This is a genomic window from Brakhagea baltica (assembly GCF_052161605.1).
Classification (GTDB): Bacteria; Planctomycetota; Planctomycetia; order Pirellulales; family Pirellulaceae; genus JBKCUI01.
In genome coordinates this window covers 4,358,689-4,375,547 of the sequence record NZ_CP197409.1, presented here as the reverse complement: position 1 = coordinate 4,375,547, position 16,859 = coordinate 4,358,689, and the positions used below count along the sequence as shown (strand labels likewise).

At 51.9% G+C, this 16,859-nt stretch carries 16 protein-coding genes and 1 tRNA gene; 9 read left to right on the top strand and 8 right to left on the bottom strand.

The genetic code is table 11. The annotated features are described in order from the left end of the window. Positions 1–90 precede the first annotated feature (90 nt). Both gatA and SH449x_RS16745 read left to right on the top strand, forming a co-directional pair. A complete protein-coding gene (gene gatA / locus SH449x_RS16750) occupies positions 91–1,563 on the top strand; it encodes an Asp-tRNA(Asn)/Glu-tRNA(Gln) amidotransferase subunit GatA (protein WP_482377222.1) in 1,473 nt (490 codons plus the stop codon). A gap of 19 nt (positions 1,564–1,582) precedes the next feature. After that, the gene (locus SH449x_RS16745) at positions 1,583–2,290 is read left to right on the top strand and encodes an RluA family pseudouridine synthase (RefSeq protein WP_482377221.1); all 708 of its coding nucleotides are present in this window, start codon (positions 1,583–1,585) and stop codon (positions 2,288–2,290) included. A gap of 90 nt (positions 2,291–2,380) precedes the next feature. On the opposite strand, the gene SH449x_RS16740 is transcribed toward SH449x_RS16745, so the two are convergent. Together SH449x_RS16740 and infC are read right to left on the bottom strand one after the other, a co-directional pair. Continuing rightward, positions 2,381–3,244, bottom strand: coding sequence for a fumarylacetoacetate hydrolase family protein (locus SH449x_RS16740; protein WP_482377220.1), 864 nt, complete (start codon positions 3,242–3,244; stop codon positions 2,381–2,383). Between the two features lie 18 nt (positions 3,245–3,262). Continuing rightward, entirely contained in the window at positions 3,263–3,775 is a 513-nt protein-coding gene (gene infC, locus SH449x_RS16735) for a translation initiation factor IF-3 (RefSeq protein WP_482377219.1), read from the bottom strand. A 331-nt stretch (positions 3,776–4,106) separates the two neighbouring features. Between infC and SH449x_RS16730 the strand changes: the two genes are divergently transcribed. Continuing rightward, a tRNA-Lys gene (locus SH449x_RS16730) sits at positions 4,107–4,179 on the top strand. 135 nt (positions 4,180–4,314) lie between these two features. On the opposite strand, the gene SH449x_RS16725 is transcribed toward SH449x_RS16730, so the two are convergent. Together SH449x_RS16725 and SH449x_RS16720 are read right to left on the bottom strand one after the other, a co-directional pair. After that, positions 4,315–5,415 carry an ABC transporter substrate-binding protein gene (locus tag SH449x_RS16725; RefSeq protein WP_482377218.1) on the bottom strand — a complete coding sequence of 367 codons (1,101 nt, stop codon included), beginning with the start codon at positions 5,413–5,415 and terminating at the stop codon, positions 4,315–4,317. Positions 5,416–5,485: 70 nt separating this feature from the next. Further along, the gene (locus SH449x_RS16720) at positions 5,486–5,902 is read right to left on the bottom strand and encodes a response regulator (protein WP_482377217.1); all 417 of its coding nucleotides are present in this window, start codon (positions 5,900–5,902) and stop codon (positions 5,486–5,488) included. 200 nt (positions 5,903–6,102) lie between these two features. On the opposite strand from SH449x_RS16720, the gene SH449x_RS16715 reads away from it, so the two are divergent. The 4 genes from SH449x_RS16715 to SH449x_RS16700 all read left to right on the top strand — a co-directional run bounded on the left by SH449x_RS16715 (position 6,103) and on the right by SH449x_RS16700 (position 10,083). Continuing rightward, positions 6,103–7,761, top strand: a complete 1,659-nt coding sequence (locus SH449x_RS16715) for an HD-GYP domain-containing protein (protein WP_482377216.1) — start codon at positions 6,103–6,105, stop codon at positions 7,759–7,761. 214 nt (positions 7,762–7,975) lie between these two features. Then, positions 7,976–8,785, top strand: a complete 810-nt coding sequence (locus tag SH449x_RS16710) for a PP2C family protein-serine/threonine phosphatase (protein WP_482377215.1) — start codon at positions 7,976–7,978, stop codon at positions 8,783–8,785. 154 nt (positions 8,786–8,939) lie between these two features. Next, entirely contained in the window at positions 8,940–9,272 is a 333-nt protein-coding gene (locus SH449x_RS16705; RefSeq protein ID WP_482377214.1) for a DUF4870 domain-containing protein, read from the top strand. A gap of 31 nt (positions 9,273–9,303) precedes the next feature. Beyond that, positions 9,304–10,083: a class I SAM-dependent methyltransferase gene (locus tag SH449x_RS16700; protein WP_482377213.1), complete on the top strand. Its 780-nt coding sequence runs from the start codon at positions 9,304–9,306 to the stop codon at positions 10,081–10,083. Between the two features lie 45 nt (positions 10,084–10,128). On the opposite strand, the gene SH449x_RS16695 is transcribed toward SH449x_RS16700, so the two are convergent. Beyond that, entirely contained in the window at positions 10,129–10,461 is a 333-nt protein-coding gene (locus tag SH449x_RS16695; RefSeq protein WP_482377212.1) for a hypothetical protein, read from the bottom strand. Continuing rightward, on the bottom strand, positions 10,424–10,711 hold the full coding sequence (locus tag SH449x_RS16690; RefSeq protein ID WP_482377211.1) for a hypothetical protein: 288 nt from the start codon (positions 10,709–10,711) through the stop codon (positions 10,424–10,426). The genes SH449x_RS16695 and SH449x_RS16690 overlap by 38 nt, the downstream gene beginning before the upstream one ends. A gap of 274 nt (positions 10,712–10,985) precedes the next feature. Here SH449x_RS16690 and SH449x_RS16685 point away from each other — a divergent pair, with 274 nt between their 5' ends. Both SH449x_RS16685 and SH449x_RS16680 read left to right on the top strand, forming a co-directional pair. Continuing rightward, a complete protein-coding gene (locus SH449x_RS16685) occupies positions 10,986–12,263 on the top strand; it encodes a hypothetical protein (protein ID WP_482377210.1) in 1,278 nt (425 codons plus the stop codon). Between the two features lie 80 nt (positions 12,264–12,343). Then, positions 12,344–12,667 (top strand): hypothetical protein, encoded by a 324-nt coding sequence (locus SH449x_RS16680; RefSeq protein ID WP_482377209.1) that lies wholly within the window; start codon positions 12,344–12,346, stop codon positions 12,665–12,667. Here the strand turns inward: SH449x_RS16680 and SH449x_RS16675 are convergent. Together SH449x_RS16675 and SH449x_RS16670 are read right to left on the bottom strand one after the other, a co-directional pair. Continuing rightward, positions 12,664–13,227, bottom strand: coding sequence for a cysteine hydrolase family protein (locus SH449x_RS16675; protein ID WP_482377208.1), 564 nt, complete (start codon positions 13,225–13,227; stop codon positions 12,664–12,666). The two genes, SH449x_RS16680 and SH449x_RS16675, sit on opposite strands and share 4 nt — an antisense overlap. A 71-nt stretch (positions 13,228–13,298) precedes the next feature. Beyond that, the gene (locus SH449x_RS16670; protein WP_482377207.1) at positions 13,299–16,703 is read right to left on the bottom strand and encodes an aminotransferase class I/II-fold pyridoxal phosphate-dependent enzyme; all 3,405 of its coding nucleotides are present in this window, start codon (positions 16,701–16,703) and stop codon (positions 13,299–13,301) included. Positions 16,704–16,859 lie beyond the last annotated feature (156 nt).

The window sequence follows — 16,859 nt, the reverse complement described above, 5'->3', positions numbered from 1 at the left end:
GTGGCGGTTTAGAAGTATCCCAAATCGGCCTGTATTCTAGCAGACTCTTGCCTTTGTTCGAAACGAGCCTTGTGGTATTCTTTGGCAATCATGGAATTTGAATCGCTACAAGTTATTGCTGAACATCTTGCATCCAAACAGATTTCGAGCCTCGAGTTGACCCGATTTTATCTGGATCGCATCAACCGCATCGATCCACAGATCAACTCTTTTGTTTATGTGGATGGTTCTGGGGCTCTCGAAGCCGCACAAGATTCGGATGCTCGACGATCGAGGGGAGAGTGTTTGAGCCCTTTGGATGGGATGCCAATCTCGATCAAGGACAATATCTGTACCAAGGGGACTCCCACGACATGCGGATCTCGAATCCTAAGTGATTATCGTTCCCCGTTTGATGCAGATGTCATTAGCCGGATCCGACGTGCTGGGATGGTGATTTTAGGAAAAACGAATTTGGACGAGTTCGCGATGGGAGGCTCGACCGAAACGAGCTGCTTCGGTGTTAGTCGAAATCCGTGGGATCCGTCGAGAACTTGTGGCGGCAGTAGCGGTGGCTCCGCAGCAGCTGTCGCCGCGTTGCTGTCACCGATCTCGCTCGGTAGCGATACTGGTGGCTCCATCCGGCAGCCCGCCGCCTTCTGCGGTGTTTGTGGATTAAAACCCACCTACGGACGAGTCAGTCGCTACGGATTGGTCGCCTACGCTAGTAGCCTCGATCAGATCGGGCCGTTTGGCCGAACGGTTGTGGATCTTGCCATGAGTCTCAATCTCATCGCGGGCCATGATCCTAAAGACTCTACGAGCATCAACACCCCAGCAGAAGACTTCCTCGCGGGACTTACAGGCGAGCCGACCACCTTTAGAGTTGGCATCGTACGTGAACACCTGGAGCATCCCTCGCTGGATGAAGAGCTGAGGAACGCGATTCTGAATGCGATGGAGCTTCTGCGGAAAATGGGGCACACCATTGTCGAACTGGACATGCCGCACCACAAGTATGCGGTCGCAACCTATTACATTGTTGCCCCTAGTGAAGCGAGCAGCAATCTATCTCGCTACGACGGTGCCCACTACGGTTATCGTGCCGATGCACCGAAGTCGGGCGAGGACTCTCCACTTGTCGCGATGTATAAGAGTAGTCGATCGCTCGGATTCGGCCCCGAGGTTAAGCGACGCATCATGCTGGGCACTTTTGCTTTGAGCGCCGGCTACAGTGACAAATATTATGTTAAGGCATTGCAGGTTCGACGATTGATTCGCAACGATTACGACCAAGCCTTTCAGCAGGTGGATGCAATTCTCGGCCCGACCACCCCGACCACTCCATTTACGCTGGGAGAAAAGGTGAACGATCCGGTTCAAATGTATTTAGAAGACCTCTACACCGTCAGTGCGAATCTAGCAGGCGTTCCTGCTCTATCGATTCCGGTTCTGCCTCACTCGTCTGGCCTTCCCATCGGCATCCAATTCCAAGCTGCCCCGCTTCAGGAATCTAAGCTGCTTCGCATCGCTCACGAGCTACACCGAGAGATCGGATACGTGCCCCGAGTCGCGCTTCGGTAACCAATCGCCAGGCAATTCGATGGAAATCGTTTTTGAAGACAATCACCTCCTTGTAGTCAACAAGCCTACGGGCTGGATTGTCCAAGGGGCTCAAGCCGATCAAGACAGCTTGCTCGAGAAAGCAAGAACGTACCTAAAGCAAAAGTACAACAAGCCAGGTAACGTCTACGTCGGAGTCGTTAGTCGACTTGATGGCCCCGTATCGGGCTTGGTACCGCTGGCTCGTACCAGCAAAGCAGCGAGCCGACTCAGTGAACAGATTCGCAACAGGGAGATGAGGAAAACGTATTGGGCCATCGTCGAGGGAGACACCCCTGAAGCGTGCGGTCGCCTCGAGCATTGGCTAGTCCGGCGAGAAGCAGACACCGTAACTCGCGTTGCCACCTCGAGTACCGCTCACGCCCAGCAAGCGATTTTGGAGTATCGAGTTCTAGGTTCGATCAGAAATGACCAATCTTCGACGAGATTAACGCAACAGAACACTTGGCTCGAGATCGAACTGATCACCGGTCGCAAGCACCAAATCCGAGCACAATTCTCAGCGATCGGGAACCCGATTGCGGGAGACGTCAAGTACGGTTCGCGACTTGGTTTTAGCCCCGGGGTTGCATTGCATTGTCGCAGGCTGCAATTCCGCCACCCCACCAAACCGGAGACTCTTGACTTGGTGGCTGGCGTTCCACAGCACTGGCCAGTGCAAACCAGGATCATTGAAACAGGCCGGTAACAAGGTCGCTCGCTCGATGCCGGAGCATAGGCGATTGAGAGAGAGCAACCCTACCTCAGAGCTGTCTCTCTTACGATTAAAAATGGTCAGCTACGCTGGGGCGGAGCGGACTGGGTTTACGAGCACCCCGAGGGATTCGATTTCGATCTCCACCAAATCACCATCAGCTAGGAATCGAGGTGGTGTGCGTGCGACTCCGACCCCCGGCGGCGTACCGGTGTAGATAACATCGCCAGGCTCCAGCGTCATGACTTGCGAAATATAGGATATGAGCTGCACCGGACTAAAAATCAGTTCTTTCGTGGTGGAGTCTTGTAGCGTTTCACCATTGATGCGGCACTGAACCCGAAGATTCGACACATCGTTAACCTCGTCAGTAGTAACGATTGACGGTCCCAGAGGAGCGAATGTATCAAAGGATTTGCCGAGAAACCATTGCTTGCCCGGTTTGTCTTTTTGCCAATCGCGAGCCGACACGTCATGCCCAACGCTATAACCAAATATCCCGTCAGCCGCCTCTTCGGGAGTAACATCTTTCATCGATTTGCCGATCACGACTACCAATTCCGCTTCGTAGTCCACCGACATGCTAACCTTGGGTAGTAAGATAGGATCGTTCGGCCCGATCATCGCTGTGGGCATCTTACAAAAAACGATCGGTTCATCGGGAATCGGCGATTTGGTTTCGATGGCATGGTCTCGGTAGTTGAGACCAATGCATAGAATTTTGCGAGGGGTATCGATCGGGCACAACAAGCGAACATCCTGATCGGTTGCCCCAAGCTTCTTAGCAAGGCTAAGGACTCGCGGCTGAACCGTTTTCCAGCGATCGATCATTTCCACCATCGATTGCGGCAGACTTGGGTCTGCGAGCGTCAAGTCTTGGATGCCATAGGGTACTTGCAATCCAATACCGGTTGAATCATCTGGCCGCGAAAAACGAACAAGCCTCATGTCTTGTGAACCTATCTCTTACTTGGGACCGACCGTGGCCATCATCCGCTTACCTTGCTGCAGAGGCGGTTGCTCAAGCTTGGAGTGTTCTGCAAGAAGTTGCAAGACATGCTCCATCACTTTACGACCTTCGTCTACGTGAGCCATTTCCCGGCCCCGAAAGATAACCGAGACCTGGACTTTATCTTTGTTCTTTAAAAAGCCGATCGCCTGTCGAACCTTGGTTTCGACATCATGGTCACCGGTCTTCGGCCTGAGACGGATTTCCTTTGTTTTCGTCTGGTGAGTCTTCTGACCGGATTTCTTGCTCTTTTCGTATTTATATTTGCCGAAATCCATGATTCGGCATACGGGTGGTTTCTCGTTAGGAGCCACCTCAACCAAATCCAGTCCCGCATCACGAGCACGATTTAGAGCTTCTTCGGTGGGGATGACGCCATATTGCGTGCCATCAGGACCAATCACTCGTATTGGGGAAATACGGATTTGATTGTTTACTCTCGTTTGAATGCGATCGCGTTCGATTGCCAAGTCCTCTCACTAATCAAGAAAAACACACATCCGCTCCCCGGAACCTTTTAGTGAGGAGGGCGGACTTTCCATACGACACGGCCTATCCGGCGTGCTGTAACCATATTGCCACGCCGCTATAGATTGCCTAAAGTATCGGCAATTCCCCATAGGTTGGTCAACAGCGGATTGAAGAAAATTGAGATGATCTGCAAAAAGTTGCCGAAAACTCACCCATTAGTTGGGCTTGTCAGCAGTTCCGTGGTGGCTAAAGTATAGCCCGCGTCAAGGAAATACCGCTGGTCACCTCTCTCAATGCGGAGGAATCAGAGATTTTCTTAGCGTTTGAATTGCCCTTGTAGCTCAGTTGGTAGAGCAGATGACTCTTAATCATCGGGTCCAAGGTTCGAGTCCTTGCGGGGGCATTGGGTAGGGCATCACAGCCCCCCATCAAGTCAACAGAAACCCAGCAATTTGCTGGGTTTTTTGTTTAAATGCAGCTCTATATTAGCAAATATCATTAGCCATCGCGATTAACAGAGCGAACAACTGGTTGTCTCTCATGGCTGAACGGTCAAGAACTGCAGCGAATAAACGCTGGGCAGGTCAACCTTTTGAGGGTTGATAATCTTGAGTTCGGACAAAGTGTTATAGAGATCCTCCCAGCGATCGGGGGTCATGTCTCCAATGATCGATTCCTCTTTTGATTCGGGTATACACAGTGCCTTGAGTGCAGCGACTCCGTAATCCAACGCGTCTTTCTCCAATCCCTGCTTATTCTGGCTGAGGATCACTTTGTTCGCCTCATCAGGCGAGTCGAGATAGATTTTCCAGCCTTCGATACTCGCTTGGACCATTCTGCGACAGACCTCTTCATCGGATTTGACAATCTTAGATGTGGTGATCAGCAAGCTGGCATAAGGATTGTAGCCGATGGCAGACATCATCAATTCATTGACGTCGACTCCTTGCTGCCTCGCCATAAATGGCTCACTAAAGTTGTACCCCTGGCAAGCAAAGTTCTTGTCCGAGACGACCTGTGCCACAGACCCAAAATAGGGCACGACCTCAACCCCTTCGCCGATAAGCCCTTTACTTTTAAGGAAGGGAACGTAGGGCCGAGTGGAATCGATCTGGAGTTTCACATTCTTGAGCTTGTCAAACGAATCGATTCCGGAATCCTTTCGCGTGATGATGCAGCGTGGGCCATCTTGGATGGGGGCCATGAGGGCGACAAGGTCGATGTCTTGGTTTCTAGCGATCAGGACATCATCCGCATTTCCGATACCAAATTGCACTCGGCCAAGAACGAGTTCCTGAGGGACGACGGTCGTTTTTCCTCCTGGAACGATTTCAACATCCAACCCGTACTTCTCGTAGACGCCAGCCACCTTGGCAGCATAAAAGCCACCATGTTCGGCCTCTGGGTACCAGTTCAGCAACAGCTTCACCTTTGTCATTCCGGCAGAGCCAGAACCACCCAGTATCTCTTTTGCCTTTTCAGCTTGATCCGAGTTCAGACTCTGCGAGGCTTGCTTCTTTCCACCCGACGCAGGTCGGACTGGATCGCAGCCCACGAAGAAAGCAAAACAACAAGCGATGCTCATCAAGGGCCATACAAACCCCAGCTTAGAAAAACGTATCGATAAATTTGCTCGCATAGATCGATCCTAGAAGTGGTGCGAAGAATTCAACATCACAGCATTCTAGCAGGTCGATCAAGGATTGCGACTAAACGGGCTCTCGTGTCGCGAGAAGGTCTCGAATGAGTTCTGCCAGCTCCGAGACGCTGAACGGCTTTTGCAGCAGAGCTTTCACATCATACTTGGCAGCAAGTTTATGGAGATCTAACTCCATCCCCTTGGCCGTGCACATGACGATCGGTATGTCACTTAAGAACTCGTTTCGAAGGTGATCGCAAAGTTGCTCACCGTTTAGGATCGGCATTTCGTAATCGGTCACGACCAGGTCAAAGGGACCTTGGAGAAACAGATCAACTGCCTCTCTACCATTGCATGCCCAAGTGACTTCAAACCCTTCTTGCTCCAAGTTAAATCTCAGAACCTCACCGAGCACGAGACTATCCTCCACCACCAGGATGTGATGCCTCGAAGAGCAAGATGGTTCAATGTTCAGGAATGGTAACATAGTTGGAAGAGATGGTTTGCCAATTAAGGGCCTGCAACAGTAGGTCTTACATTACGAAGAAGCAAATCTGACCGATCCATTTTTGATTAGTTTTTTGGATTTATGGCAATCGCAACGGATATTTGTAGGCTAGATATGAACAAGCTAGTTTTTAACTCGCAGCCTGAGAACAATGAATAAAAAATGAATAATCGTTATCTATGAAACCACTCCGACAAGCCAACCTTTCCAGCCGTGATTTAGCGACCGTCCGTCGCTGGACTCAGAGCATACAGGAAGTAGAAGGAATAGAAGTTTCGGTTTTTAGGTGGTTCGACTCTGGTAAATGGCAAGTCATTGCACCGTCGAATCCGCTTCCCTCGCGGCTCTCAGAATGCCTTGCTAGACTCAATCATATATCGGACTACAACTATGATCCGGACTCCACGCCCCCCTTCCAGCTTAAACCACTAGAAGCCCAATCGTTAGATTACTGCCAAATTTTTGTTGGCAGTCTTCCTACTTACGGATGTGTCTTCCTTTGTGATGTGAACAGCTCAAATGAGTTCTCTCATGACTTGTTCGCACGACTGGCTGCTACAACCTGGAATTACGAATCCTCCCGCGAAGAACTGCAAAAACAAAAAAACCAGCAAATGGAATTTGTCAAGCAAGTCACCAAGGACTTTGAGGAGTTGACATGGCTACGTTCGGTTGCACTGCAGATCGGAAATGCAACCTTCAAGCAGAGTATTGACGAACTTGTGTCGGTCCAATTGCCGAAATTAAGGCAAGTTATCGAGGCGGAATTCATTGGCTTGATACCTATAGAAGCCATCGTTGACCCTAGTCCCGAGAATCAAGCCAGAATCTCATCATCGGGGACGCTTGACTTACAGATAGACCAACTCGTTACTTTCGTAAACCGCTGCAACACCTACGCTCGAGGGCTGACGTCTGTTTTCAATACGCAATCTTCAGTTGGTATATTCGATGGATTCCCTGCTTTCAGAAATTGCATCTTTACTCGGCTCGAGAGCAACAGCAAAGTTTACGGTTACCTCGTAGCGTTGAACAAAGAGGTCGACTTTTTTTGTCAATCACCGGAGCAGTTTCTGATGATTGACCCCAACGGATTTCAGTTCGGGACTTTTGAAGCAGGGTTACTTGCTAGCCTGGGAACTGTACTCTCTTCGCACGCTGCGAACTCGGAACTGTTTCGGGAGCAAGAGCAATTAGTTACGGGGGTGATCCGAGCAATCATCAATGCAATCGATGCAAAGGATCAGTACACCTGCGGTCATAGCGATCGTGTGGCTGCATATTCTAAGGCTATCGCTCAGCAGATGGGGCTTGACTCTGAGCAGTGTGAACAAATCTATCTCACAGGGTTGTTGCATGACGTCGGAAAGATCGGAATACCCGATTCCATCCTGAGCAAACCGGACAAATTGAGCGACGAAGAGTTTGAGATAATCAAAAAGCACCCAGAAATCGGCTACCACATCCTGCAGCACCTGAAACCGATTGAGTACGTCCTGCCCGGTGTTATGCACCACCACGAAGCGGTCAACGGCAAAGGCTATCCGCACGGATTAACCGGTGAACTCATTCCGCTCGCGGGACGGATCATAGCGGTAGCGGATGCGTACGATGCCATGACCAGCGATCGTCCCTACCGGAAAGGCATGCCGTCGGAGAAAGCCGAGTCGATCCTATGCAAGGAAGCAGGCAAGACCTGGGACGAACTGGCTGTTTACGCGATGATAGAATGCATTTCGCAAGGGATCGTGGCGCCACAAGCCGAATCCCAGCCACCCAAACTAGACGATAAAGCTAACGCAAGCTCCATCCCACACACCCCTCTGGTAGGGGGGTAAACACAAGGCCCTTCCTCAGAAAACCTCCTCCCAAACCGGAAGATCTGGTAAAATCCGTCAGGTATCCAAGGCTATTTGCTACGGATTTTCACAGTTTCGAGCGTTATGTTTTGAACTTTCCTTACATTTGAGGACCTCCGCCATCGACCGGCTGGGGTTGGCACATTATGGCAAGTCAAAAACGAGTCGGCACATTTTGGGTGTAGTTAGCCTTATGTCCTCAGCGACAGAGAATCATTTTCTATTTCAACAGGAACAGGGGGCGGTTACGTCTCTGGCTCGCTCGTGTTGGGTAGCATCTGTATTCTCTCAACGCTCCCCCGAAAAAGAAACCCCGAACGAAGATGCGACCGTGGTGATCCCGCTGGACGAGGAGACCGCTGTATTTGCCGTAGCGGACGGATGCGGAGGTCAGCGCGGAGGGGAAATCGCGGCATCCCTCGCGATTAGATGCCTCGCAGAATCCGTTGTCAGAGATCCAGATCGATCCAATCTCCGGCTCGCGATCATGGACGGCATCGACCAGGCCAACCGTCTGATCCAAGAACTCAAAATCGGTGCAGCCTGCACCATCGCGGTTGCCGAGTTCCAGAAGGGTTGGGTCCGGACTTATCACGTTGGGGACTCCCAGTTGCTTTTGATCAGCAATCGAGGGAAGCTTCGTTATCAATCGGTTAGCCACTCCCCTGTTGGATTCGCAGTCGAAGCAGGACTGCTGGCACCTGAGCAAGCCATCAGGCACGACGACCGCCACGTTATCTCGAATTTCCTCGGCTATCAAGAGATGCGGATGGAGATCGGCCCATGCTTGGAAATGGCCTGCCGCGATACTCTCATCATTGCGAGCGATGGATTATTCGACAATCTTTTAGATAAAGAGGTCATAGAGATGATGCGTAAAGGCCGCCTCGCCACCTCGCTTCAGATTCTCACGGATGCGGCCACCGCCCGCATGAGAGGACAGGGGGATTCGCCTTGCAAGCCCGACGATTTGAGCGTGATCGCCGTAAGACGTTCGTTTTGAACCGAATTGCTTGCCGCAATAGATTGCATCGATCTACCCACACCTACCCTACCCACTAAGGGCCGGGAATGGTAAAAAAGATGAGGAGCGGTTTTCGAAATCGATTTGCTTTGCTCATTCTTTCCTACTCTTACTCTTATCTCGAAAGGCAATCATGGAGTCACGTACCTGGGCGATGTTGTTGCACCTATCCGTTTTCTTAGGATACGTCATTCCGTTTGGTGGGTTGATTGCCCCAATCCTCATTTGGCAATTGAAAAAGGATGAGTTTCCTGACCTAGATCAGCACGGAAAAATGGTGCTCAACTTTCTTATCTCGATGCTGATTTACGGTCTTGTAGCCTTTGTGTTGACCTTTGTCTTAATTGGAATCTTTGTCGCGCTAGGCCTGATGGTAATGGGAGTCGTGTACCCGATTGTCGGAGCGATCAAGGCAAACAATGGAGAGTTCTGGAAGTATCCTCTCATTCTGCAACTAGTGAAGTAGCAGACTAAATACGACAGGCGGATGAATCAGCATGGAAACGGTCGTCGACAGCATTTACAACCACCCGAGTTATTACGACTTGATCTTCGCAAGCGATTGGGTCGCGGAGTTTAAGTTTCTCGAAGCCGCTTTTGCAAAGCATGTTACCAAGAAGACGCGGCGAGTTCTCGAACCCGCCTGTGGCACAGGACGACTCCTTTTCCGGATGGCTAAAGCGGGGTATGACGCAGCGGGACTCGATCTCAATTCGAAAGCAATCGATTTCTGTAACAAGCGACTCGCCAAGCATGGATTCAAGGAATCGGCCTTCGTCGCCGACATGTGCGACTTTCATGTTAAAAAGAAATACGACGCCGCCTTCAATACGATTAACTCCTTTCGGCATCTGGCAACCGAAAAGCAAACCGTAGCTCATTTTCGAGCCATGGCAGAAGCCATTCGCCCTGGCGGGATCTACGCTCTCGGCTTTCACTTGACCCCACTCGAAGGAACACAAACGGACGAAGAGCACTGGAGTGCTCGCCGTGGCAACCTCGTTATCAACACTTCGATGTGGCCTCGTGACAAGGATCGAAAGAATCGAATGGAACGCTACAACTTGCGGTTCGATATCTACAAGCCGAGTGGAGTCACTCGCATCGACGATTGCTTGGAGCTAAGAAGCTACACCTATCGTCAATTTGCCAACATGCTGAAAAAGGTGCCTGAGTGGCAGATTGAGGAGGCGTACGATTTTCAGTACGACATAGATGAGCCCATCGAAATTGATTCGATGACAGAGGACGTCGTGTACATCCTAAAGCGTTCGTGACATAGAGCTTTTGTCGAACAGGCCTGCGATCGGTTCGAATCGTGATTAGCTATTTTCGGGTAGCTGCATGGTCATCATCGCCCCAGCATGAATCCCCGGTAGCCAAGCCAAGGGAGAGGTGTGCCTCATTGCGACACTACGAAGCTTCTGGACTAACTCCGGGTCTTTCGCTAAGTAAGAATCTAGCTCCGACTTTAAAGGCTCTGGGCCTGTCACGTGCAGAGACTGGTCTTGGTGAACCTCGAGTCGGATCGCGAGTTCGGCAATGGAGACACCTAACTCCTTCCCTTTGGATTTCAACCACTCGGAAAGTTGAGATGCCAGTTGAGTAAACTCGTTGTTAGCTGGCTGGTCGCTTGCGGGGGACAGTGCCGACATCACGTCCTCCGATGGGCCATTGACTTTCGATTCGTCGCCCTTGAGAAAACTGCCAAAGGCTTGAGTCAGCGACTGACTCATTTCCCCCACGGTCTTCAGAGCGAATGGAGTCGCCGATATACCGACGCCCAACCAAGATAAAGGTGTTGTCATCCAAACGTCCCATGTCGCCGTCATTTTTCATAGGTAATGCTGTCAAAACGAGTTGACCATCGCACTTTGGCAAAAGCTGCAGCGCTGTTGTCTTCATCGACTAACTCCCCTGGGGAAAGTTAACTTATTCGGATCAGGCAGACTTTTTTGGTGAAATCGGTTATTTCAAGCGGATTGATTCAACGCAAAAGTCATGCTGTTCCGATAACAACGATGTGCCAAAAGGGGGAAATGGCGCACTGCCGTATGGCTGGGCAACGTGCCTGCTTAGCCAACAGATGGCGTGCGCCGCCAGCGAACTCGGCTTCCCCATGAACATGAATACGCAGCATCAAACGAATGATTCCCCACTGCCGTCGCAGTGTCCAGGAGTGACGAGATGGCGCCTGCTTGTCATTCTGCTTCTCATCCCGATTCTTTGCGTTTCGGGCTGCAGCATCTTTCCGGACATTAAAACAAAACCGCAGTACCACAATCCGTTTCCCGAACTCGGCGTTCTCGCCGTACTCCCATTTCGCAACCAGAGCCAGGAGCCTAGCCTCAGTGGGATGCGTGTTTCGCTAGCATACTACAACGAATTGCAGACCATACCGGGCTTCGAGGTGCTTCCGGTCGGCGTGGTGGAAACGCAACTCGCTTACTTCGAAATGCATGTGATTAAGCGACCTATTTCCACCACCGAAGACTTCCAGAACTTCGCTCGTATGATAGGTGCCGATGCCGTGTTGCAAGGTGCCATCACCGACTACCACGCGTATTATCCTCCGAGGATGACCCTCAAGGTGAACTGGTATGCGGCTAATCCTGGTTTCCATCCGATCCCGGTCGGCTACGGTCTACCCTGGGGTACCAAAGAGGAAAAGAATATTCCGAACTGGGTCAAACTCGAGGCTGAACGAGAGCTAGCACGTGCCCAGATTACAACGCAGACTCCATTGATGGAAGAGGTTGGCTCGGGCATCGCCCCTCCCCAGCCGAGTCCCCGGTCCCCACACTCGGAACGTGCACCAAATAACTCGTCGGAATCCGAACTACCCTCGCCCGCTAAGCAAAATGATGCGCCGGAGCAGGTGCCTGCCGATCCAATCGATGAAAAGACAGCGAATTCTGCACCAATTGATAGCAAGATTGCCTCATCAAGAATCCTGTTGCCTCGAACGAAATCAGAAACGGTTAAGACTGCTAGCTATTCTGAGGGACCTACTGTAATAGAAGTAGGGACATCGTCCGGCATGGAAATCGAAGAGCCAGCTCCTATACCCACAGAAATCGCCATGGTGGGTGCACTCGATAGCGAAACGTCTGGGATGTTTGGTGAAGAGTTACCGGCGGATTGGCCCGATCCGAATGGGTTCATTCCGCCACGCCCGCAGCCAAAACGTCCCACGTTGCGCCCTCAATACGATGCTGTGATTTCACATATGAAGGCTTATAACGGAAATGACGAAGATTTCACGCAAGCACTTGAAGACTATTATTACTTTAGTGACGACGCGCGGACAGGAGGCTGGCAGACGTATCTCCAACGCAGCGAAGACTTTATACGTTTCTGCTGCCATCTGCACGTCGTCGAAACGCTGGGAAGTCGCGGTGGACAACTCAAAAGTCGTCTGAATGTCCGCTGGCCAATCTACCGATACGTGCGTTAGTCGCAACCTCAGGCACCGTTGCGACCTGAGTCACAAGGCACTGTGACTCGGCACAACCACGGGCACGGAGGAATCGCTCGATGAGTAGCGAGGTCAATGTCGTTGCGTTAGTTCGCGGCGAAGAACAGTACATATTCATGTTCGACGAAGAGAATCGCACCGATACGCTGCGTATGCTTGGACGATTCGCAGCGGATCCCGATCTGTCTTTCACATGGTACGATGCTGCCATTCTGAGCCAAAGGATCCGCGAGATTATGCCCGCTTCACAAATGAAGACGGTCAAAGTCAAAGGAAACAATTCGAAAGCGTCGCATTCGTTCGAGGTGCCGGGGAGCAGTCCTACCCCTAGCATTCCCCCTTCAACACGAGCTGCCCCGCAACGCTTCACCTTTGATGGCTAACCGCTTATTTGTGCAGAGATTCGGGCGATCCAGTCTTTGGTAGATAGAACTTCGCTGAACATCATCTGCTGAGCACAAAGAAAAGCTCGCTGCAACTCCTCCGCGTTGACTTGCCCGGCTGCATTGTCGAGATCCAATGTACCGGTCGCGTCTGATAGAAACTCGACCTTGTATCCTTGATGCACGGCTTGTCGAGCAGTCGTGTCGCAGCAAATGTGCGTCATGTAACCTGCGATAGCGATCGTTTTGATCCGATGCAACTGGAGCCAATCCTCGAGTGGTGTATCGGTGAACGATCCAGGCAACTGCTTTTCAATATGTATGTCACAATCTCGAGACGCAATTTCGGGATGCAGCTCCCACTCGGGCGCCCCTTTGCGAAAGATCGGGGAATCGGGTGCGGGCTGATGATGCTGAATCACAGCGATCGGCACGTCTGCCTTTGCCGCTGCATCAAAGGCTTCCAGAATGTGCTCTAGATGCTGCAGCGGATAAGTAATGGGAAGAGCACCGGTAAAGTACTCCATTTGTACATCGATAACCAACAAGGCACGACTCATAGGACAGTTCCCTTCGCCAAGTAGGGGGAGAGGATTACAGGCGGAACGTCAACTCGTTAAACTTCAGTTTGTCACATGGAACCGACGCTACGAAGCTCCGCCTGAGGAACGTTAAAGTATTCGGGAGCGATGGCCCTCAAATGGTCAGCGCATTTTTCCACCGTATACAAAATCTGCTGGTTGGAATGGGTCGTGTTGATGAAGAATCGCAACCGGGCCGCAGACTCTTCGACTGCGGGATACAAAATGGGCTGCACATTAACACCTGACTCATTCATTCGGCGACTCAACAGCAACGCGTGAAGCGAGTTTCCTGTAATGACTGGCACGACGGGAGTGTTGCCACTCTTGCCAGTATTGAGTCCCCGTTTCTTGGCTTCGTTCAGGAACAAATTTGAGGCTTCATGAAGTCGCGACACCCGATGTGGTTCGTCCGCGAGCACCTTGAGCGATGCCAAAGCCGCAGCGGTATTGGTCGGTGACAATCCCACGCTAAAGACGAAGCCCGGCGTCGTGTACTTGAGGTATTCGACGAGCTCTTTGGTCCCAGCGATGTAACCGCCACATGAACCAAACGATTTGCTGAGGGTTCCCATCCAGATATCAACATCCTTCGGATTGATTCCGTAGTGTTCGCCGATTCCGCGACCATGTGGCCCCATGGTTCCAATCGAGTGCGCTTCGTCTACCATCAACCAGCATTTGTGACGTTTGCAAACTTCGATGAATTTGGGCAAGTCGGGGTAGTCGCCGTCCATGCTGTAGACACCTTCGACGATAACAAGCACGCGACGATAGCGATTGCGAAGCTCCTGAAGGGCCTCATCTAAGGCTTCGTAGCTGTTGTGCTGAAAGGCTCTTCGGCGGGCTCCCGAGAGCATCGCACCTTGGACGATGCTATTGTGGGATAGACCGTCGTGTAGAATTAGATCGTTCTGCCCGACCAAATGCCCAATGACAGTTTCATTGGTCGAGTGGCCACCCACCAAGACGATCGAGTCCTCGACTCCAATCCACTTGGCCAGCTCGGATTCGAGCTCTCGGTGAATATCTTTCTCGCCACTTACCAAACGTGATGCGGAAACGCTCGTACCATACTTTTGAACAGCATGAATCACCGATTCGGTTACGGTTGGATCACCACTCATGCCTAGGTAGTTGTAGCTCGCAAAACTGATCAGCTCGCGTCCTTGAACCATGGTGGTATCGCGAGTAACTCGTTCGTGAACGCTAAAGTAAGGGTTCGGTACACCGGTTAGTTCAAACTGCGTCATCGTCTGCTTGAGCCTACGATATTCGGGTAGCAATTCAAACCGGTAGTCTTCGGCGGAAACTTCGCGCTCCTCGGGTTCCGTGGACTTGGCAGCGATAGCGTTGGTCGAGATGCGTTCCTTGCCAAAGTTGGTTTCGATCGCTTCGGCGATTTCGCGAACCGTCTCGATTTCTTGCAAAACCTCTTCAGGGAATCGACCGCCGACTGCATTTTCGAGTGTATGCGCGATCTGCAATCGTTCCAGGCTGTCCAAGCCGAGGTCGACAATAATGTTCGTATCTAGATCGAGCAGCTTGGCTCGTTCTTGAGCTACCGCTTTAACGGCGTGCCGAACAAGCTCGACGACTTCGGGATCGGGATCTTTGGTCTTCTTCGACTCGACTCTATTGAATCCCGACTTGAGGTCGTCCACGGTCGCTGCGGCGATCATCGGCGACTGCTCAGGTAGCTTGTCGTCCCAAGAAAGCCATTGGTGAATAACGCGGAGGGTTCCTTCTCGAAAACCCTTTAAACACGCGTGTCGTTGAATTTTGCCTGATGAGGTCTTTGGTAGCGAGCCAGCTCGAACCAGAACGACGGCATCGGGAGGGAGTTCGTGGATTTGCGTTACGGCCCGGCGAATCGCCAGCACGACAGGTGCCCAGTCTGCTTCGAGAGATCGTTGCACCTCGACCGCGATGATCAGTCGCTCGCGCGGCCCAGAGTCGTCGGCGAACGCAGCAGCGGCCGAGGACGAGATCGACTCATGGCATTGCTCAACCGTCTCCTCGATGTCTTGCGGGTAGCGATTGACCCCACGAACGATAATAAGATCCTTGACGCGACCTGCGACATAGAGCTGGCCATGACTCCAGAACCCGAGATCTCCTGTCCGTAAAAAGGGGCCTTGCCCATCAACGGTAACCGCCTTAAAGGTCGACTCGGTTTGTTCTGGCTTTTCCCAGTAACCTTGGCCGACGCTATGACTTTGGACCCAAATCTCTCCGATATGATCCGGCCCGAGCATGCGTCGGGACTGAGTGTCCACGATGACGACTCGCTCGTCGGCTGTTGGCTCGCCGCATCCGACCATGCCTCGAGCATCAGGAGCATCTGCCGCAACCGGTGCAACCAATCGGGCGTCGAGTTTGCGACTATCAAAGGTCCGAATGACGGGTGGTTCAGGCGCGGGGCCCCCCGTAACGATAAGGGTGGTCTCAGCCATGCCATAGCAAGGGAAGTGGCTTTCATGTCGGAATCCGCATCTAGCAAACTTCTTGCTGAACATCTCCAGCGTGCTCGCTCGGACGGGTTCAGCACCGTTAAACGCGAGAGCCCACGATGATAGATCGAGAGCCTCTAGCTCCTCCTCTTTCACTTTGTCCACACACAATTGGTAGGCAAAATTGGGGCCACCACTCACGGTCGCATTGTACTTGGTAATTGCATTTAGCCAGCGAACGGGGCGTTGCATGAATGCCATGGGACTCATCAGAGTCATGGTGGCTGACATATAAACAGGGGACAGAACCCCGCCGACGAGCCCCATATCGTGGTAAGTCGGCAACCAGCTCACCCCTCGATCGTTGTGATTGTTGCGAAACAAGGCCGAAATCATCATGCAGTTTCGGACCAAATTGCTGTGAGTGAGCATCACCCCCTTAGGTTGCCCCGTCGAGCCAGAGGTGTACTGCAATACTGCCAAATCATCCGGGTTGATCGGCAGTTCCTGAAACTGGATCGCCGTAGAAAGTTCCACGCTGTCGGACGCGATCAAATCCATCGCTCCCGTCTCGGCCTTGGTCGCATCGTCCTTGACAATCTGCTCGAGAGTGTCCGCGGTGGTTAGGGCAAACGCGGCGCGGCAATCCTGGGCAATTCCCAAAATCCGCGCCCCTTTGCGGCTCCGTCGTGGCGGGAATGCCGGCACCGCTATGCAACCCGCATACAAGCAACCGAAAAAGCCGGTCACGAATTCGAGGCACGGCGGATACATCATCAAACCGCGCGATCCCGGCTTGTGCTTCTCCAGGATCTTGATCGCAATCGCCCGGGCCGCGTGGTCCAGCTCCGCATAGGTAAGGGACTGCTCACTGTCCGTCTCGCCGTCGCTATAGTAGAAGGCCACCTTATTCGGAAAGATGTTGGCCCAGTACCGCAAAGCGTCAACGAGATTGGTGGATGGTGGGTGGTAGGGAGCTTGCAGCTCTTTCAAATCCAGCACTTGGTAACCCTCAAAGCGACATCGCAAAAAAACAACAGCTTCGTAAACCCGTAGTGATCACTACATGCGTAACTATAGCGGTGGGTAACTATAGCGAAGACTGTGACAACCAGGCAATCTGGATCGGGCAAAGGTTTCTTCAAATCGTAAAAAGTT

Bases quoted from the DNA above. Each gene is read 5' to 3' on its own strand.
- SH449x_RS16745 (WP_482377221.1), top strand. From the start codon at position 1,583: ATGGAAATCGTTTTTGAAGACAATCACCTCCTTGTAGTCAACAAGCCT.
- gatA (WP_482377222.1), top strand. From the start codon at position 91: ATGGAATTTGAATCGCTACAAGTTATTGCTGAACATCTTGCATCCAAA.
- SH449x_RS16690 (WP_482377211.1), bottom strand. From the start codon at position 10,711: ATGAAGACAACAGCGCTGCAGCTTTTGCCAAAGTGCGATGGTCAACTC.
- SH449x_RS16725 (WP_482377218.1), bottom strand. From the start codon at position 5,415: ATGCGAGCAAATTTATCGATACGTTTTTCTAAGCTGGGGTTTGTATGG.
- SH449x_RS16715 (WP_482377216.1), top strand. From the start codon at position 6,103: ATGAAACCACTCCGACAAGCCAACCTTTCCAGCCGTGATTTAGCGACC.
- SH449x_RS16680 (WP_482377209.1), top strand. From the start codon at position 12,344: ATGAGTAGCGAGGTCAATGTCGTTGCGTTAGTTCGCGGCGAAGAACAG.
- SH449x_RS16710 (WP_482377215.1), top strand. From the start codon at position 7,976: ATGTCCTCAGCGACAGAGAATCATTTTCTATTTCAACAGGAACAGGGG.
- SH449x_RS16675 (WP_482377208.1), bottom strand. From the start codon at position 13,227: ATGAGTCGTGCCTTGTTGGTTATCGATGTACAAATGGAGTACTTTACC.
- SH449x_RS16705 (WP_482377214.1), top strand. From the start codon at position 8,940: ATGGAGTCACGTACCTGGGCGATGTTGTTGCACCTATCCGTTTTCTTA.
- SH449x_RS16740 (WP_482377220.1), bottom strand. From the start codon at position 3,244: ATGAGGCTTGTTCGTTTTTCGCGGCCAGATGATTCAACCGGTATTGGA.
- SH449x_RS16700 (WP_482377213.1), top strand. From the start codon at position 9,304: ATGGAAACGGTCGTCGACAGCATTTACAACCACCCGAGTTATTACGAC.
- SH449x_RS16720 (WP_482377217.1), bottom strand. From the start codon at position 5,902: ATGTTACCATTCCTGAACATTGAACCATCTTGCTCTTCGAGGCATCAC.
- SH449x_RS16695 (WP_482377212.1), bottom strand. From the start codon at position 10,461: ATGTCGGCACTGTCCCCCGCAAGCGACCAGCCAGCTAACAACGAGTTT.